The 13,709-nt window shown below is 57.6% G+C and carries 18 protein-coding genes and 1 tRNA gene; 4 read left to right on the plus strand and 15 right to left on the minus strand.

The annotated features are described in order from the left end of the window. Window positions 1-61 precede the first annotated feature (61 nt). The gene (locus JKA62_RS09995) at window positions 62-319 is read left to right on the plus strand and encodes a hypothetical protein (RefSeq protein WP_201817670.1); all 258 of its coding nucleotides are present in this window, start codon (window positions 62-64) and stop codon (window positions 317-319) included. Window positions 320-407: 88 nt separating this feature from the next. On the opposite strand, the gene JKA62_RS10000 is transcribed toward JKA62_RS09995, so the two are convergent. The 9 genes from JKA62_RS10000 to thrS all read right to left on the minus strand — a co-directional run bounded on the left by JKA62_RS10000 (window position 408) and on the right by thrS (window position 7,863). Further along, window positions 408-484, minus strand: a tRNA-Pro gene (locus tag JKA62_RS10000). 89 nt (window positions 485-573) lie between these two features. Further along, complete coding sequence (locus JKA62_RS10005) at window positions 574-930, minus strand: MerR family transcriptional regulator (RefSeq protein WP_003179985.1); 357 nt, start codon at window positions 928-930, stop codon at window positions 574-576. Beyond that, the gene (gene ihfA / locus JKA62_RS10010; RefSeq protein ID WP_002553164.1) at window positions 911-1,213 is read right to left on the minus strand and encodes an integration host factor subunit alpha; all 303 of its coding nucleotides are present in this window, start codon (window positions 1,211-1,213) and stop codon (window positions 911-913) included. Before ihfA ends, JKA62_RS10005 begins: the two co-directional genes overlap by 20 nt. 3 nt (window positions 1,214-1,216) lie before the next feature. Next, on the minus strand, window positions 1,217-3,595 hold the full coding sequence (gene pheT / locus JKA62_RS10015) for a phenylalanine--tRNA ligase subunit beta (protein WP_201817673.1): 2,379 nt from the start codon (window positions 3,593-3,595) through the stop codon (window positions 1,217-1,219). Between the two features lie 26 nt (window positions 3,596-3,621). Beyond that, entirely contained in the window at window positions 3,622-4,638 is a 1,017-nt protein-coding gene (pheS, locus tag JKA62_RS10020) for a phenylalanine--tRNA ligase subunit alpha (RefSeq protein WP_011333387.1), read from the minus strand. A 109-nt stretch (window positions 4,639-4,747) separates the two neighbouring features. Continuing rightward, entirely contained in the window at window positions 4,748-5,104 is a 357-nt protein-coding gene (gene rplT, locus JKA62_RS10025; protein ID WP_002553161.1) for a 50S ribosomal protein L20, read from the minus strand. A 30-nt stretch (window positions 5,105-5,134) separates the two neighbouring features. Then, on the minus strand, window positions 5,135-5,329 hold the full coding sequence (rpmI, locus tag JKA62_RS10030; protein WP_002553160.1) for a 50S ribosomal protein L35: 195 nt from the start codon (window positions 5,327-5,329) through the stop codon (window positions 5,135-5,137). A gap of 60 nt (window positions 5,330-5,389) precedes the next feature. Further along, entirely contained in the window at window positions 5,390-5,941 is a 552-nt protein-coding gene (gene infC, locus JKA62_RS10035; protein WP_169432615.1) for a translation initiation factor IF-3, read from the minus strand. Beyond that, window positions 5,941-7,863, minus strand: coding sequence for a threonine--tRNA ligase (gene thrS / locus JKA62_RS10040; protein WP_064378870.1), 1,923 nt, complete (start codon window positions 7,861-7,863; stop codon window positions 5,941-5,943). The genes infC and thrS overlap by 1 nt, the downstream gene beginning before the upstream one ends. Window positions 7,864-8,234: 371 nt before the next feature. Between thrS and JKA62_RS10045 the strand changes: the two genes are divergently transcribed. Next, window positions 8,235-8,537, plus strand: a complete 303-nt coding sequence (locus JKA62_RS10045; protein ID WP_011333385.1) for a hypothetical protein — start codon at window positions 8,235-8,237, stop codon at window positions 8,535-8,537. Between the two features lie 290 nt (window positions 8,538-8,827). Next, on the plus strand, window positions 8,828-9,040 hold the full coding sequence (locus JKA62_RS10050) for a cold-shock protein (protein WP_007956027.1): 213 nt from the start codon (window positions 8,828-8,830) through the stop codon (window positions 9,038-9,040). A gap of 70 nt (window positions 9,041-9,110) precedes the next feature. Here the strand turns inward: JKA62_RS10050 and JKA62_RS10055 are convergent, their stop codons facing one another. Both JKA62_RS10055 and JKA62_RS10060 read right to left on the minus strand, forming a co-directional pair. After that, the gene (locus JKA62_RS10055; protein ID WP_011333384.1) at window positions 9,111-9,428 is read right to left on the minus strand and encodes an I78 family peptidase inhibitor; all 318 of its coding nucleotides are present in this window, start codon (window positions 9,426-9,428) and stop codon (window positions 9,111-9,113) included. Window positions 9,429-9,593: 165 nt separating this feature from the next. Further along, window positions 9,594-9,899, minus strand: coding sequence for a hypothetical protein (locus tag JKA62_RS10060; protein ID WP_179692044.1), 306 nt, complete (start codon window positions 9,897-9,899; stop codon window positions 9,594-9,596). Between the two features lie 129 nt (window positions 9,900-10,028). Here JKA62_RS10060 and JKA62_RS10065 point away from each other — a divergent pair, with 129 nt between their 5' ends. Continuing rightward, on the plus strand, window positions 10,029-10,241 hold the full coding sequence (locus JKA62_RS10065; RefSeq protein WP_201817675.1) for a hypothetical protein: 213 nt from the start codon (window positions 10,029-10,031) through the stop codon (window positions 10,239-10,241). A gap of 33 nt (window positions 10,242-10,274) precedes the next feature. Here the strand turns inward: JKA62_RS10065 and JKA62_RS10070 are convergent, their stop codons facing one another. The 4 genes from JKA62_RS10070 to JKA62_RS10085 are packed head-to-tail and all read right to left on the minus strand — an operon-like array spanning window position 10,275 to window position 13,709. Continuing rightward, window positions 10,275-11,303 carry a nucleoside hydrolase gene (locus JKA62_RS10070; protein ID WP_011333381.1) on the minus strand — a complete coding sequence of 343 codons (1,029 nt, stop codon included), beginning with the start codon at window positions 11,301-11,303 and terminating at the stop codon, window positions 10,275-10,277. A 44-nt stretch (window positions 11,304-11,347) separates the two neighbouring features. Continuing rightward, window positions 11,348-11,752 carry a D-ribose pyranase gene (rbsD, locus tag JKA62_RS10075; RefSeq protein ID WP_011333380.1) on the minus strand — a complete coding sequence of 135 codons (405 nt, stop codon included), beginning with the start codon at window positions 11,750-11,752 and terminating at the stop codon, window positions 11,348-11,350. Next, window positions 11,749-12,666 carry a ribokinase gene (gene rbsK, locus JKA62_RS10080; protein ID WP_201817688.1) on the minus strand — a complete coding sequence of 306 codons (918 nt, stop codon included), beginning with the start codon at window positions 12,664-12,666 and terminating at the stop codon, window positions 11,749-11,751. Before rbsK ends, rbsD begins: the two co-directional genes overlap by 4 nt. Before the next feature lie 23 nt (window positions 12,667-12,689). Continuing rightward, complete coding sequence (locus JKA62_RS10085; protein ID WP_201817691.1) at window positions 12,690-13,709, minus strand: LacI family DNA-binding transcriptional regulator; 1,020 nt, start codon at window positions 13,707-13,709, stop codon at window positions 12,690-12,692.

Below are 13,709 nucleotides of genomic sequence, written 5' to 3' on the forward strand. Positions count from 1 at the left end.
CCGGCACTTTACCCCGCGTCAGAACTTCCAACGTCTATCCACCTGACGCGGAAGCCCGACGATGAACAGAACCATTGCAGCCCTCATGCTTGGAAGTCTTTTATCTGCCACCGCACCGTTGGCGATGGCGGGAAGCACCGTTCCGCCTACGGGTATTCCCGGGGTCAACCAGGGAGGCACCGAATCCAGGATAGACAAGGCCGACAAGAAGGGTGAAGAAGCCTCGGGGTCGAACTCCGGTGCAGAGGCCCATGAGACCGAGAAGGATGCGCAAACATCCAGCGGATCTAAGAATGAAGCTGAAGAAAGAAAACCTTGAACGATTTTGCTGCACCAGGAGTTTTGCGCAGGCACAAAAAAGCCGATCTGGCTGATCGGCTTAAGTGTCTGATTCTACTCAGGAATAATGGTCGGGACGGAGTGATTCGAACACTCGACCCCTAGCACCCCATGCTAGTGCGCTACCGGACTGCGCTACGCCCCGACTAGGTTTGAAACTCGTTCTTCATCTCGAAGAACGCTCAAGAATATATCGCAAGCTTTTGAAAACTGGAAGTATTTAAAAGCAGGAAATTATTTCTTGAGAACCACCAGAACGTCTTCGAGCTCGGCGATCATCTGGCGGATCATTTGCTTGTATTGGGTGGTGTCGTCTTTGGCTTCATCGCCGGACAGACGCAGGCGCGCGCCGCCGATGGTGAACCCCTGATCGTAAAGGAGCGCACGGATCTGCCGGATCATCAGCACGTCCTGGCGCTGATAATACCGGCGGTTTCCGCGCCGTTTGACGGGGTTGAGCTGAGGAAACTCCTGCTCCCAATAGCGCAGCACATGCGGTTTAACCGCACACAGCTCGCTGACTTCACCGATGGTGAAGTAGCGTTTGCCCGGGATGACGGGGAGTTCGTCGTTATGACTTGGTTCCAGCATAAGCCTCAACTCGGGCCTTCAACTTCTGCCCTGGACGAAAGGTGACCACACGGCGAGCCGTGATCGGGATTTCTTCCCCCGTTTTCGGGTTGCGGCCAGGCCGCTGGCGTTTGTCCCGAAGGTCGAAATTGCCGAAACCCGACAATTTGACCTGCTCGTTGTCTTCAAGAGCGTGCCTGATTTCCTCGAAAAACAGTTCCACCAACTCCTTGGCTTCCCGCTTGTTCAGGCCCAGCTCTTCATACAGACGTTCCGCCATCTCAGCTTTCGTCAAAGCCCCCATACGTCACTTCCTTAACGTGGCGTTCAACCTTTGTTCGAGCGAGGTGAGGATATTTTGCGTCGTCGAATTCACCTCATCGTCATTAAGAGTGCGCGATGGATGCTGCCAGGTCAAGCCGACTGCGAGGCTTTTTCTATCAGGATCAATGCCTTTACCCTGATACACGTCAAATAGCCTGAGGTCTGTCAGCCATTCGCCTGCATTTTCACGGATTACGTCCAGTACAGCCGAGGCTGCAACGTCTTTGTGCGCAATCAGTGCCAGGTCACGACGCACTTCAGGAAAGCGCGACAACTCGTGGAATTTCGGCATTTTCCCCAGAGCGACTTCAGCCAGAACCAGCTCGAAGACGAAGACCGGACGGTCGAGACCCAGGGATTTCGACAGCTCAGGGTGAATCGCGCCGATAAAGCCGACTTCACGCCCTTCCCGCTCGATGCGTGCGGTCTGGCCTGGATGCAGTGCAGGGTGCTTGCCCGGTGCAAAAGTGAACTGATCCAGCGCACCGGCAAAGCCCAGCACCGCTTCTACGTCAGCCTTGACGTCGAAGAAGTCGACGGTATCGCGGCCTTGCGCCCAGCCTTCCGGCAGACGGCTGCCGCACACCACACCGGCGATCATCGGTTCTTGCTTCAGACCTTCCAGCTGACCGACGAAGCGCAGACCGCTCTCGAACAGACGAACACGATCCTGCTGACGGTTGAGGTTGTGCTGCAGCGCCTTGACCAGACCCGGCCACAGCGACGAACGCATGGCGGCCATGTCATTGGAGATCGGGTTCGCCAACAGCAGCGGCTCGACGCCCGGGTTGAACAGCTCGAACTGCTTCGGATCGATGAAGCTGTAAGTGATCGCTTCTTGATAGCCACGAGCGACCAGCAGACGACGCAGCTCCGGCAGATCGCTGCGCGCTTCAGCCTTGGCCTGTGGCGCCAGACGAGCTTGCGGGTAACGAACCGGCAAGCGGTTGTAACCGTACAGACGCGCCAGCTCTTCGATCAGATCGACTTCCAGGCTGATATCGAAGCGGTGGCTTGGCACTTCTACGCGCCACTGCCCTGCTCCGTCGGCGGAAACCTTCAGACCCAAAGCATTGAGCAGGCGCTCGACTTCGGCCGAATCCATTTGCATGCCCAGCATCTGGGTGATGCGCTGAGCACGCAGGGTGATCAGTGCGATCGACGGCAGATGCTGCTCGCTGACGGTCTCGATGATCGGGCCAGCTTCGCCACCGGTGATTTCCAGCAGCAGGCCAGTGGCGCGCTCCATGGCTTCACGGGCCAGTTGCCAGTCCACACCGCGCTCGTAGCGGTGCGAAGCGTCGGTGTGCAGACCGTAGGAACGAGCCTTGCCCGCCACCGCGATCTGGTCGAAGAACGCACTTTCAAGGAATACGTCGCGAGTGGTCGCAGATACACCGCTGTGCTCGCCACCCATCACGCCGGCAATGGCCAGAGCGCGAGTGTGGTCGGCGATCACCAGCGTATCGCTACGCAGGCTGACTTCCTGACCGTCGAGCAGCACGAGCTTCTCGCCCTCTTCCGCCATGCGAACACGGATGCCACCGTTGATTTCGGCGAGATCGAAAGCGTGCAGCGGCTGACCCAGTTCGAGCATCACGTAGTTGGTGATGTCGACGGCGGCGTCGATGCTGCGGACTTCGGCGCGACGCAGGCGCTCAACCATCCACAGCGGCGTCGGTCTGGACAGGTCAACGTTACGGATGACCCGGCCCAGATAACGCGGGCAGGCAGCAGGTGCCAGAACTTCGACGGAGCGCACTTCGTCGTGCGCTGCAGGAACAGCCATCACCACCGGGCGAGTGACCGGTGCGTCGTACAGCGCGCCGACTTCACGGGCCAGACCGGCCAGGGACAGGCAGTCGCCACGGTTCGGAGTCAGATCGACTTCGATGCTGGCGTCTTCCAGGTCCAGATAAACACGAAAATCTTCGCCCACCGGCGCATCAGCCGGCAGCTCCATCAGACCGTCATTGCCTTCGCCGATCTGAAGTTCGGCTTGCGAGCACAGCATGCCGTTGGACTCGACGCCGCGCAGCTTGGCCTTCTTGATCTTGAAGTCGCCCGGCAGCTCGGCACCGATCATCGCGAACGGAATTTTCAGGCCCGGACGCACGTTTGGCGCACCACACACAACCTGGAAAGTTTCCGCGCCATTGCTGACCTGGCAAACGCGCAATTTGTCGGCATCGGGGTGCTGCTCGGTGCTCAGCACCTCGCCCACAACCACGCCACTGAAAACACCGGCGGCCGGCGTAACGCTATCAACCTCAAGACCGGCCATCGACAGACGGGCAACCAGCGCGTCGCGATCTACCTGCGGGCTGACCCAGCCACGCAGCCATTGTTCACTGAATTTCATCCTGCTCTCCTAAGAATTCGTTACGACTAGCGAAATTGCGCGAGGAACCGCAAGTCGTTGTCGAAGAACAGACGCAAGTCGTTCACGCCGTAACGCAGCATGGCCAGACGCTCAACGCCCATGCCGAAGGCAAAGCCCGAGAACTCTTCCGGATCGATCCCGGACATGCGCAATACGTTCGGATGAACCATGCCGCAGCCCATCACTTCCAGCCAGCCGGTCTGTTTGCAGACGCGGCAGCCTTTACCGCTGCACATCACGCATTCCATGTCGACTTCGGCGGAAGGCTCGGTGAACGGGAAGTACGAAGGACGGAAACGCACGGCCAGTTCTTTTTCGAAGAACACCCGCAGGAACTCTTCGATCGTGCCTTTGAGGTCGGCGAAGTTGATATCGCGATCGACCAGCAGGCCTTCGACCTGGTGGAACATCGGCGAGTGGGTGATATCGGAGTCGCTGCGATACACACGGCCTGGGCAGACGATGCGGATCGGCGGCTTTTTCGATTCCATGGTGCGGACCTGTACCGGCGAGGTATGGGTGCGCAGCAACATGTTGGCGTTGAAATAGAAGGTGTCATGCATCGACCGGGCCGGGTGATGGCCTGGGATGTTGAGCGCCTCGAAGTTGTGATAGTCGTCTTCGACCTCAGGGCCTTCGGCAATGCCGTAGCCGATATGAGTGAAGAACTGTTCGATACGTTCCAGAGTCCGGGTTACCGGATGCAGACCACCGGAGGTCTGACCACGGCCCGGCAGGGTCACGTCAATGGATTCGGCAGACAGCTTGGCAGCCAGTTCGGCTTCCTCAAACAGAGCCATGCGCGCATTGAGAACGCCTGTGACACGTTCCTTGGCAACGTTGATCAGGGCGCCGACCTGCGGACGCTCTTCTGCCGGCAAATTCCCCAGGGTCTTCATCACCTGAGTCAATTCACCTTTTTTGCCAAGGTATTGAACCCGGATTTGCTCCAGGGCATTGATATCTTCAGCGCTTTGCACAGCCTCTAGTGCTTGAGAGACCAGCGCATCCAGGTTTTCCATGTACAGACTCCAGATACAAAATAGGGGAAGAGCTTGAAGGCTCTTCCCCTATCTATGACGTTTAACACCTGGCTCCACAGAGGTGAGGCCGGGTGACTGTCGGGGGTACTTAAGCCAAGGTGGCTTTAGCTTTCTCGACAATCGCAGCAAACGCCGCTTTTTCGTTCACTGCCAGATCAGCCAGAACCTTACGGTCGATCTCGATGGACGCTTTTTTCAGGCCAGCGATGAAACGGCTGTAGGACAGACCGTTAACACGAGCACCAGCGTTGATACGAGCGATCCACAGAGCGCGGAACTGACGTTTTTTCTGACGACGGTCACGGTAGGCGTATTGGCCTGCCTTGATTACCGCTTGCTTGGCAACACGGAATACGCGGGAGCGTGCGCCGTAGTAGCCTTTAGCAAGTTTCAGAATTTTTTTGTGACGTTTACGGGCAATGACGCCACGCTTTACACGAGCCATGAGTTACTTCCTCTATTCTTGATCCAAAAATTAACGAAGGCGCAGCATGCGCTCGACTTTTGCCACGTCAGACGGATGCAGCAAGCTGCTACCGCGCAGTTGACGCTTACGCTTGGTCGACATTTTGGTCAGGATGTGGCTCTTGAAAGCGTGCTTGTGCTTGATACCGTTAGCAGTTTTCAGAAACCGCTTAGCAGCACCACTTTTGGTTTTCATCTTTGGCATGTTCGGATACTCCGCATTCAGTTGATAAACATAATCAGAAGGCCTGCCGTGCCCTGTTGATTACTTCTTCTTTTTCGGGGCGATGACCATGATCAGCTGGCGTCCTTCCATCTTAGGATGCTGTTCGACCGAACCGTACTCGAGCAGGTCTTGTTCAACCCGCTTGAGGAGTTCCATCCCCAGCTCCTGGTGGGCCATCTCACGGCCGCGGAATCGCAAGGATACCTTGGCCCTGTCCCCGTCACTCAGGAAACGTACCAGGTTGCGCAGTTTTACCTGGTAATCCCCTTCCTCCGTCCCTGGACGAAACTTGATTTCTTTTACCTGAATCTGCTTCTGGTTTTTCTTCGCCGCAGCAATCTGCTTCTTCTTTTCGAAGATCGATTTGCCGTAGTCCATCACACGGCAAACCGGTGGGACTGCGTCGGCAGAAATTTCTACCAGATCAAGCTTTGCTTCTTCAGCAATACGAAGCGCTTCATCAATCGAGACGATGCCAATCTGCTCGCCATCAGCGCCAATTAACCGAACCTCGCGTGCCGAGATATTCTCGTTGATCGGGGCTTTCGGTGCAGCTCGTTTATCTTGTCTCATTTCACGCTTAATAATAATTACTCCGAATCTGGGCGACCACGCCGGGAAACCGCTTGCGCGAGAAACTCAGCGAACTGGGCGACGGGCATCGAGCCCAGGTCAGCACCTTCACGAGTACGCACAGCGACAGTCTGCATCTCGACTTCCTTATCCCCAATAACCAAGAGATATGGAACCTTGAGCAAAGTATGCTCGCGGATTTTAAAGCCGATCTTTTCATTTCTCAAGTCGGACTTGGCACGAAACCCGCTTTCGTTGAGAGTTTTTTCGACCTGAGCGACGAAATCTGCCTGTTTATCAGTGATATTCATGATCACTGCCTGGGTTGGCGCCAGCCACGCAGGGAACGCACCCTCGTAGTGCTCGATCAGAATTCCGACGAAACGCTCGAACGAACCGAGGATCGCACGGTGCAACATCACCGGATGCTTGCGGCTGTTGTCTTCGGAAACGTATTCGGCTCCCAGACGCACAGGCAGGTTGAAATCGAGCTGCAAGGTACCACACTGCCACACGCGGCCGAGGCAATCTTTCAGCGAGAATTCGATTTTCGGACCGTAGAACGCCCCCTCACCCGGCTGCAGATCGTAAGGCAGACCCGCGCTATCAAGGGCTGCAGCCAGAGCTGCTTCGGCGCGATCCCACAGCTCGTCGGAACCGACGCGTTTTTCCGGACGAGTGGACAGCTTCATCTCGACGTCGGTAAAGCCGAAGTCGCGGTAAACATCCATGGTCAGCTTGATGAACGCAGCGGATTCAGCCTGCATCTGCTCTTCGGTGCAGAAGATGTGGGCGTCGTCCTGAGTGAACGCACGCACACGCATGATGCCGTGCAGCGCACCCGATGGCTCGTTACGGTGGCAGGCGCCGAACTCGGCCAGACGCATCGGCAGCTCGCGGTAGCTCTTCAGGCCCTGGTTGAACACCTGCACATGGCATGGGCAGTTCATTGGCTTGATAGCGTAGTCGCGGCTTTCCGACTCAGTGGTGAACATGTTGTCGGCGTAGTTTGCCCAGTGCCCGGATTTCTCCCACAGGCTGCGGTCAACGACTTGCGGCGTCTTGATCTCGAGATAGCCGTTGTCGCGCTGCACTTTGCGCATGTACTGCTCGAGCACCTGGTACAGCGTCCAGCCGTTCGGGTGCCAGAACACCATGCCCGGCGCTTCTTCCTGGGTATGAAACAGGCCCAGGCGCTTGCCGATCTTGCGGTGATCGCGCTTTTCAGCTTCTTCAATACGCTGGATGTAAGCAGCCAGTTGCTTCTTGTCAGCCCACGCGGTGCCATAAACGCGCTGCAATTGCTCGTTCTTGGCATCACCGCGCCAGTAGGCGCCGGACAGCTTGGTCAGCTTGAAGGATTTCAGGAAGCGAGTGTTCGGCACGTGCGGACCGCGGCACATGTCGACGTATTCTTCGTGATAGTACAGGCCCATGGCCTGCTCGTTCGGCATGTCTTCGACCAGGCGCAGCTTGTAGTCTTCGCCACGAGCCTTGAACACTTCGATCACTTCGGCACGCGGAGTGACTTTCTTGATGACGTCATATTCTGTATCGATCAGCTGGTGCATGCGCTGCTCGATGGCGGCCATGTCGTCCGGAGTGAAAGGACGCTCGAAGGCGATGTCGTAGTAGAAACCTTCGTCGATGACCGGCCCGATGACCATTTTTGCAGTCGGGTACAGCTGCTTGACCGCATGGCCGACCAGGTGGGCGCAAGAGTGGCGAATGATCTCCAGCCCCTCTTCATCCTTTGGCGTGATGATTTGCAGCGTCGCATCGCTGTCGATGATGTCGCAGGCGTCGACCAGCTTGCCATTGACCTTGCCGGCTACGGTGGCCTTGGCCAGACCTGCACCGATGGAGGCGGCGACCTCGGCTACGGAAACCGGGTGATCGAATGAACGTTGACTGCCGTCGGGAAGAGTAATAGTTGGCATGGCGCCTCCTCTCCTAGTGGTGACCCCTACCAAAGGTCACGTGGGTTGGGATGAGCCAGTACAAGATCCGATCCAGGCCATTCAATGACGAACGCCTGCCTTACAGCGGCAGGAGCCTTGCGGCCAACCGGAAAACCGAACCAGAGTGACTGGGATTCAAATCGGAAAATTCGTGCGCTGCCGCTACCGGGACTGAAGGTCATCCGGAGCCTGCGAACGCCCGAGCCAGGCATGCTAGCACAGATGAACGGTCACCGATGCACTCAGGTTTTAGCGAGAGGCAAATCGTCTGTTTTATGCCAGAGTGCTGAACTTGATCGGCCTTTGGGCCCTCAGATAACAAGACATTGACCCACAAGGAGCATCCTCGCATGCGTCTTAACACCCTGCTTGCTGCAGTCGCCCCCCTCGTTTTGCTGCTGCCGCTGAGCGCCCACGCCGACTGGCCAAAGGGCGAGCGTGAGAAATACATGGCTCAGTGCACCCAGGCGGCCACTCCGCAAATCGGCGCCGCTGCCGCAAAATCCCACTGCGCGTGCGGTGCCGATGCCATCAAGTCCTACCCGGCCAGCGACATTCAGGCATTGATGGACAACAAGGCCACGCCTGAACTGCAACAGAAAGCCTTGGGGCAAATTGCCAAATGCAAGGCCAATACCCCGGCGAAAAAATGATGAAACAGGCCTTTTCACTGCCTCCAGAACCGCTGAAAAGCATCTGATTAAGGCCATTTCGTACGATTTATGCAGGTTTTACAGGTTTTTTTATTGTCTTTATTTTTCGCTCGAAGCCTTTTAAACCGGGGCCTCCAGCCGAAACAGGCAGTAAAGAAAACACGACTGATTGGCAAACAGCACGTCCGGGGGGCTACCAAAGCGAACATTTCGACTATGATACCCCGGTGTGCCCAGTTGGCCTGAGCAGCACAGTACTACTGAAAATATATGTTTCTTGGAGATACACCATGTCTAATCGCCAAACCGGCACCGTTAAATGGTTCAACGATGAAAAAGGCTTCGGCTTCATCACTCCTCAAGGTGGCGGTGACGACCTGTTCGTACACTTCAAAGCTATCGAAACTGACGGTTTCAAAAGCCTGAAAGAAGGCCAGACCGTCTCCTTCGTGGCTGAGAAAGGCCAAAAGGGTATGCAAGCTGCACAAGTTCGCCCAGAGTAATTTCCCGGCGCACTAAAAAAACCCCGTCCATGTGACGGGGTTTTTTATGGGTAAGACAAATGCCCGAAACTCAGCCGCAGCTGACGCGAGTGACCACCAGGTTCTGATCGGTATTCAGGTTGAGGCGATCGGAGCGGTACTCCAAAGTAATCATGTCATTCGGCTTGAGGAACCGGGCGTTCTGCGCACCGGCTTTTTTGCGTGCTTGCTCCAACAGCTCTGGCGAAGCTTTCTTGCCGAGAGCGAACTCCGCAGCCGATACTTCACAACGACCATGTCCGGCCTCAGTCGCCACGGGATCCTTTTGCGACTCGCTGGAGGTCGTGGTGCAACCACCCAACAAAGCAACGGCCATCAGTGCACCCAGTGACGCGAACTTCCAAGGCATGAAGCCTCCTTATTCAATTTTTACCAGAGATCGTGCGACCACCAATACGGCGATTGGTTTCCCGACGAGTGCCATCACCCTGCCCCACCATCGGAAAAACGCCGAGTGTGCCTGAGCAACGCCTGTCGCTTCACCCCGTAAAACGTCACTGAATATTAATGACGTTCAGTAGACATCAATGTAGTCAAAGGGCGGGTTCGGCCAGTTGTCCTTGAGCGCATTGAAGATCTGCATAACCCAGACTTCATCACTGGCCGCGACATTTCCCACATATCCCGATCCTTTAGCCCAAGTCTCCAGGCGAAACAGCAAACCGTCGATGTCCTGACCGCCAGTGACACCCGAAGAAATATAAGCAATCCCGCCCTTGGTCACGCGCAGCTGGGTATGTTCGTCATCACTCGCCGACGCCAGCATCCGGCGGACAGCATCAAGGGTCAGGCCGTCGGGGCTATTCAAATCGATCTGCACAGCGCAATCCTTGTTTTTTTGCGGAAACGACCAAGTGTCGCATAGCCCTGTGCTCATGCCTAAGTCGCAGTGCTAACCGCCCGACAAAGTGGTTAACTCAAGACTTCAATCCCGTGACCGAGCCTTGCCATGACCACCGTAAGCATTACCGCCGACATCAAGGCCACCTGGCCGCAAGGGCACAGCTCTTACAGTCCGGGCAGCCCGGAGGAATTGGCATTGATCAGCATTGACTTGCTGGTGAAGACCCTGGGAACGCAAGGCGCACAGTCGTTCATTGCCCAGCTGTTCGAGAAGTATCCCGATGACTTCGGAGGGACATCGGACACCGAGAGAAAGTAAAAGCCCGCAAGCTGGCGCTTGCGGGCGTATGGCTTACTTCAGACGCTTCAGACGCTCGGTCAGCAGATCGAAGAAGCCTTGGGCATCGCCGTTCTCCACCCAGAAAGCGTTCTTCGGCGCCTTCAGGCCGTCATACCAGTCGACAATGGTCTGGCCGAATGTCGGGCCTTCACGGCTATCGACCACCACATTCACCGAACGACCCGTGAAGAGTTCAGGCTTGAGCAGATAAGCCACGACGGTGGCGTCATGCACCGGGCCACCCGGAATGCCGTAGTGCTCCATATCCCCTTTGATGTACTCGTTGAGGATGTCGCCGACAATCTTGCTCGCATTGTTGTTCAGCGCCGCAATCTGCTTCAGGCGTGCGTCACTGGTGAGGATCTTGTGGGTCACGTCCAGCGGCAGATAAGTCAGTTTCACGCCGCTTTTGAGCACAACTTCCGCGGCTTGCGGGTCGGCGTACAAGTTAAATTCGGCCACTGGCGTGATGTTGCCGCCATTGAAGTGAGCGCCCCCCATGATCACGACTTCCTTGATGCCCTGAACGATCTCCGGCTCCTGGATCAGCGCCAGGGCCAGGTTGGTCTGCGGGCCGAGCATCGCGATGGTGATGCTGTGCGGCTTGGCTTTTTTCAGGGTGTCGATCAGATAGTTGACCGCATTGCCTTCGGCCAGGCCTTTCTTCGGCTCATGCACGGTGACACCCGACAGGCCTTCCTTGCCATGGATGTTTTCAGCGTAGATCGGCGTGCGCATCAGCGGTTTTGGCGCCCCGGCGTACACCGGAATATCTTCCCGCCCAGCCCACTCACGGGCCAACCTGGCATTGCGCGAAGTCTTGTCCAGACGCACATTGCCGGCCACGGTGGTCAACGCGCGAATGTTCAGCTCTTCCGGGGAGGCCAGGGCAAACAACAGGGCGACCACGTCGTCGGCACCCGGATCGGTGTCAATGATCAGGTCGATCTTTTCCGCCGCCTGGGCGCCGGTCGCGGTTATCACGGACAAAAGCAGCAGCCCCCGAATCAATTGATGCAATTTTTGAGCATAGCGGTGCATGGCGCATTCCTTGTGCAGATGAAATCAAAAGGGGCGAACCCTGTTTAGAACGTAACCCCAGCCACCAGCACGATGTTGCAGTACGGCTGGCATTCTCCCGTACGAACAATCGCTCGTGCCTGTCGGCTGAGTACTTTGAATTGCTCGTGACTGAGCAGGTCACGCCGCCCCAGCGAGCCTTCGTCATTCAGCTCGTCCAGCGTGGACAGCGCGGTCGGTTGCTTGTCGAAAATCTCCTTGGCCAGCGCGTGGCTTTCCACCTGCATCTCGCTGAGCACGACTTTCAGGGTGCTGACGAAATCCGGCACGCCGTGCGTCAACGCCAGGTCGATCAGCTCGACACCCGGCGGCACCGGCAGGCCGGCATCACCGATCACGACCACGTCGCCGTGGCCGAGGGAGGCAATCAGCCGCGACAGGGCGACATTGAGCAAAGGAGTCTTTTTCATGCGGGTTTGAATGCCTGTACGTCGGAGGTGGTGGGAATGGACGGCTGGGCACCTGCCCGGGTAACCGACAGGGCCGCAGCGACCTGCCCGAAACGAATGGCCTCGTCCTCGGTTTTGCCGGCCGCCAGTGCAGCGGCAAATCCGCCGACAAAAGTGTCCCCGGCGGCGGTGGTGTCGACAGCCTTCACTTTGGGTGCAGGAAAATGCTGGTAACCCGTACCGTTGGCGAACAAAGAGCCTTGAGCGCCCAGCGTGATGATGACCTTGCCGGCGCCCAGTGAAATCAGGTGCGCCGCGGCTTTTTCAGCGGTCTCCAGCGAGTCCACCGGCAAACCGCTGAGGGCGGCGGCCTCGCTCTCGTTGGGAATCAGGTAATCGATGGCGGCAAACCAGTCTGCCGGCAGCGGACGGCTGGCCGGCGCCGGGTTGAGGATGACTGTCTTGCCCAGCTCACGTCCGCGCTTGAGGGCATGGCCTACGGTGGCATCAGGGATTTCCAACTGGCAGATGATCACGTCGGCAGCCTTTAGCACGGCGTCGAACCGGTCGATGACCGCCGGGGTCATCGAGCCATTGGCACCGGCCACGATGACAATTGCGTTCTGACTGTTGTCATCGACCACGATCAGCGCCACGCCACTGGAATCCTCCACCACGCTGAGCGCCTGGCAATCGATCTGCTCGGCCAGCAACGCGTCGCGCAATTGCACGCCATATTCATCGTTGCCGACACAGCCGACCATCGACACTTGCGCTCCCAGTCGCGCAGCGGCCACCGCCTGATTGGCGCCCTTGCCACCGGACACGGTCGCGAAGGAATGACCGATCAGCGTCTCACCGCCCCGGGGCAAGCGCGGCGCCCGGGTGACCAGGTCCATGTTCAGGCTGCCTATTACTACTACATTTGCGGACATACATCACTACTCTTCAATTCGTTTCAGCGGTATTCGGTGAACACGCCGGACAGCGGTGCAGTCGATTCGCGCAGGACAATACTCGGGGTCACGATCCGCTGATCCGTCGCCAGATCCGGGGTGGCAATTCTTCGCAACAGAACTTCCGCGGCCATCTCGCCCAATTGCAGGATCGACTGGCCCACGGTCGTCAGCGCGGGATACACGTAACGACTCATCTGGATATCGTCGAAACCGATCACCGACAACTCGGCGGGCACGCGCACGTTGCGCTCTGCCGCCGCCCGCAGCACACCAATGCCGATCATGTCGTTACCGGCAAAAATCGCGCTCGGCGGGTTACGTTCAAGCAGGATGGAAGCAGCGTTGTAACCGCCAGTGCTGGTGAAGTCGCTTTCCAGCATGCGCGACGGGGCCACTTCAACACCGGCCTCTTTCAGCGCTCGAGCAAAACCGGCCTGACGCATTTGCGCGACACTGGTGCTGGCCGGACCACCGATCGTGGCGATATCGCGATGACCGAGCTCGAGCAGATGCCGCGTCGCGAGGTACGCGCCATATTCGTGATCAATGCGCACCAGGTCGGCATCCACGCCTTCGAGCCCACGGTCGACGATTACCATCGGCGTCTTTACACCCGCCAACCCTTGCGCCAGACCGCTGTCGCCACCCGCCGAGGCGACGATCAAGCCGTCGATGCGTTTTTCCAACAGGACCCGCAGGTAGCTGCGCTGCTTGTCCGGGTTGTCGTCGGAGTTGCAGAGAATCACGCAGTAACCGTTACGCTCGCAGTAATCCTCGATCCCGCGCGCCAGTTCGGCGAAGTATGGGTTGAGGCTGTTGGGCACCAGCAAACCGATGGTGGCGGTGGTTTTCGCTTTCAGCGACCGGGCCACGGCGCTCGGTACATAGTCGAGACTCTTGATCGCCGCCTCGACCTTGACCCGCACCTCTTCGCTCACCGGCCGGGTCTTGTTTACTACGTGGGACACGGTCGTATAGGAAATTCCTGCGAGTGCCGCCACATCCTTGATCGTTGCCAT

Source organism: Pseudomonas sp. B7, from assembly GCF_016735645.1.
In the GTDB taxonomy this organism is placed as follows: Bacteria; Pseudomonadota; Gammaproteobacteria; order Pseudomonadales; family Pseudomonadaceae; genus Aquipseudomonas; species Aquipseudomonas glycinae.

Coding starts and splice junctions, on each gene's coding strand:
- JKA62_RS09995 (WP_201817670.1), top strand. CDS start 62: ATGAACAGAACCATTGCAGCCCTCATGCTTGGAAGTCTTTTATCTGCC.
- JKA62_RS10005 (WP_003179985.1), bottom strand. CDS start 930: ATGCTGGAACCAAGTCATAACGACGAACTCCCCGTCATCCCGGGCAAA.
- ihfA (WP_002553164.1), bottom strand. CDS start 1,213: ATGGGGGCTTTGACGAAAGCTGAGATGGCGGAACGTCTGTATGAAGAG.
- pheT (WP_201817673.1), bottom strand. CDS start 3,595: ATGAAATTCAGTGAACAATGGCTGCGTGGCTGGGTCAGCCCGCAGGTA.
- pheS (WP_011333387.1), bottom strand. CDS start 4,638: ATGGAAAACCTGGATGCGCTGGTCTCTCAAGCACTAGAGGCTGTGCAA.
- rplT (WP_002553161.1), bottom strand. CDS start 5,104: ATGGCTCGTGTAAAGCGTGGCGTCATTGCCCGTAAACGTCACAAAAAA.
- rpmI (WP_002553160.1), bottom strand. CDS start 5,329: ATGCCAAAGATGAAAACCAAAAGTGGTGCTGCTAAGCGGTTTCTGAAA.
- thrS (WP_064378870.1), bottom strand. CDS start 7,863: ATGCCAACTATTACTCTTCCCGACGGCAGTCAACGTTCATTCGATCAC.
- JKA62_RS10045 (WP_011333385.1), top strand. CDS start 8,235: ATGCGTCTTAACACCCTGCTTGCTGCAGTCGCCCCCCTCGTTTTGCTG.
- JKA62_RS10050 (WP_007956027.1), top strand. CDS start 8,828: ATGTCTAATCGCCAAACCGGCACCGTTAAATGGTTCAACGATGAAAAA.
- JKA62_RS10055 (WP_011333384.1), bottom strand. CDS start 9,428: ATGCCTTGGAAGTTCGCGTCACTGGGTGCACTGATGGCCGTTGCTTTG.
- JKA62_RS10065 (WP_201817675.1), top strand. CDS start 10,029: ATGACCACCGTAAGCATTACCGCCGACATCAAGGCCACCTGGCCGCAA.
- JKA62_RS10070 (WP_011333381.1), bottom strand. CDS start 11,303: ATGCACCGCTATGCTCAAAAATTGCATCAATTGATTCGGGGGCTGCTG.
- rbsD (WP_011333380.1), bottom strand. CDS start 11,752: ATGAAAAAGACTCCTTTGCTCAATGTCGCCCTGTCGCGGCTGATTGCC.
- rbsK (WP_201817688.1), bottom strand. CDS start 12,666: ATGTCCGCAAATGTAGTAGTAATAGGCAGCCTGAACATGGACCTGGTC.
- JKA62_RS10085 (WP_201817691.1), bottom strand. CDS start 13,709: ATGGCAACGATCAAGGATGTGGCGGCACTCGCAGGAATTTCCTATACG.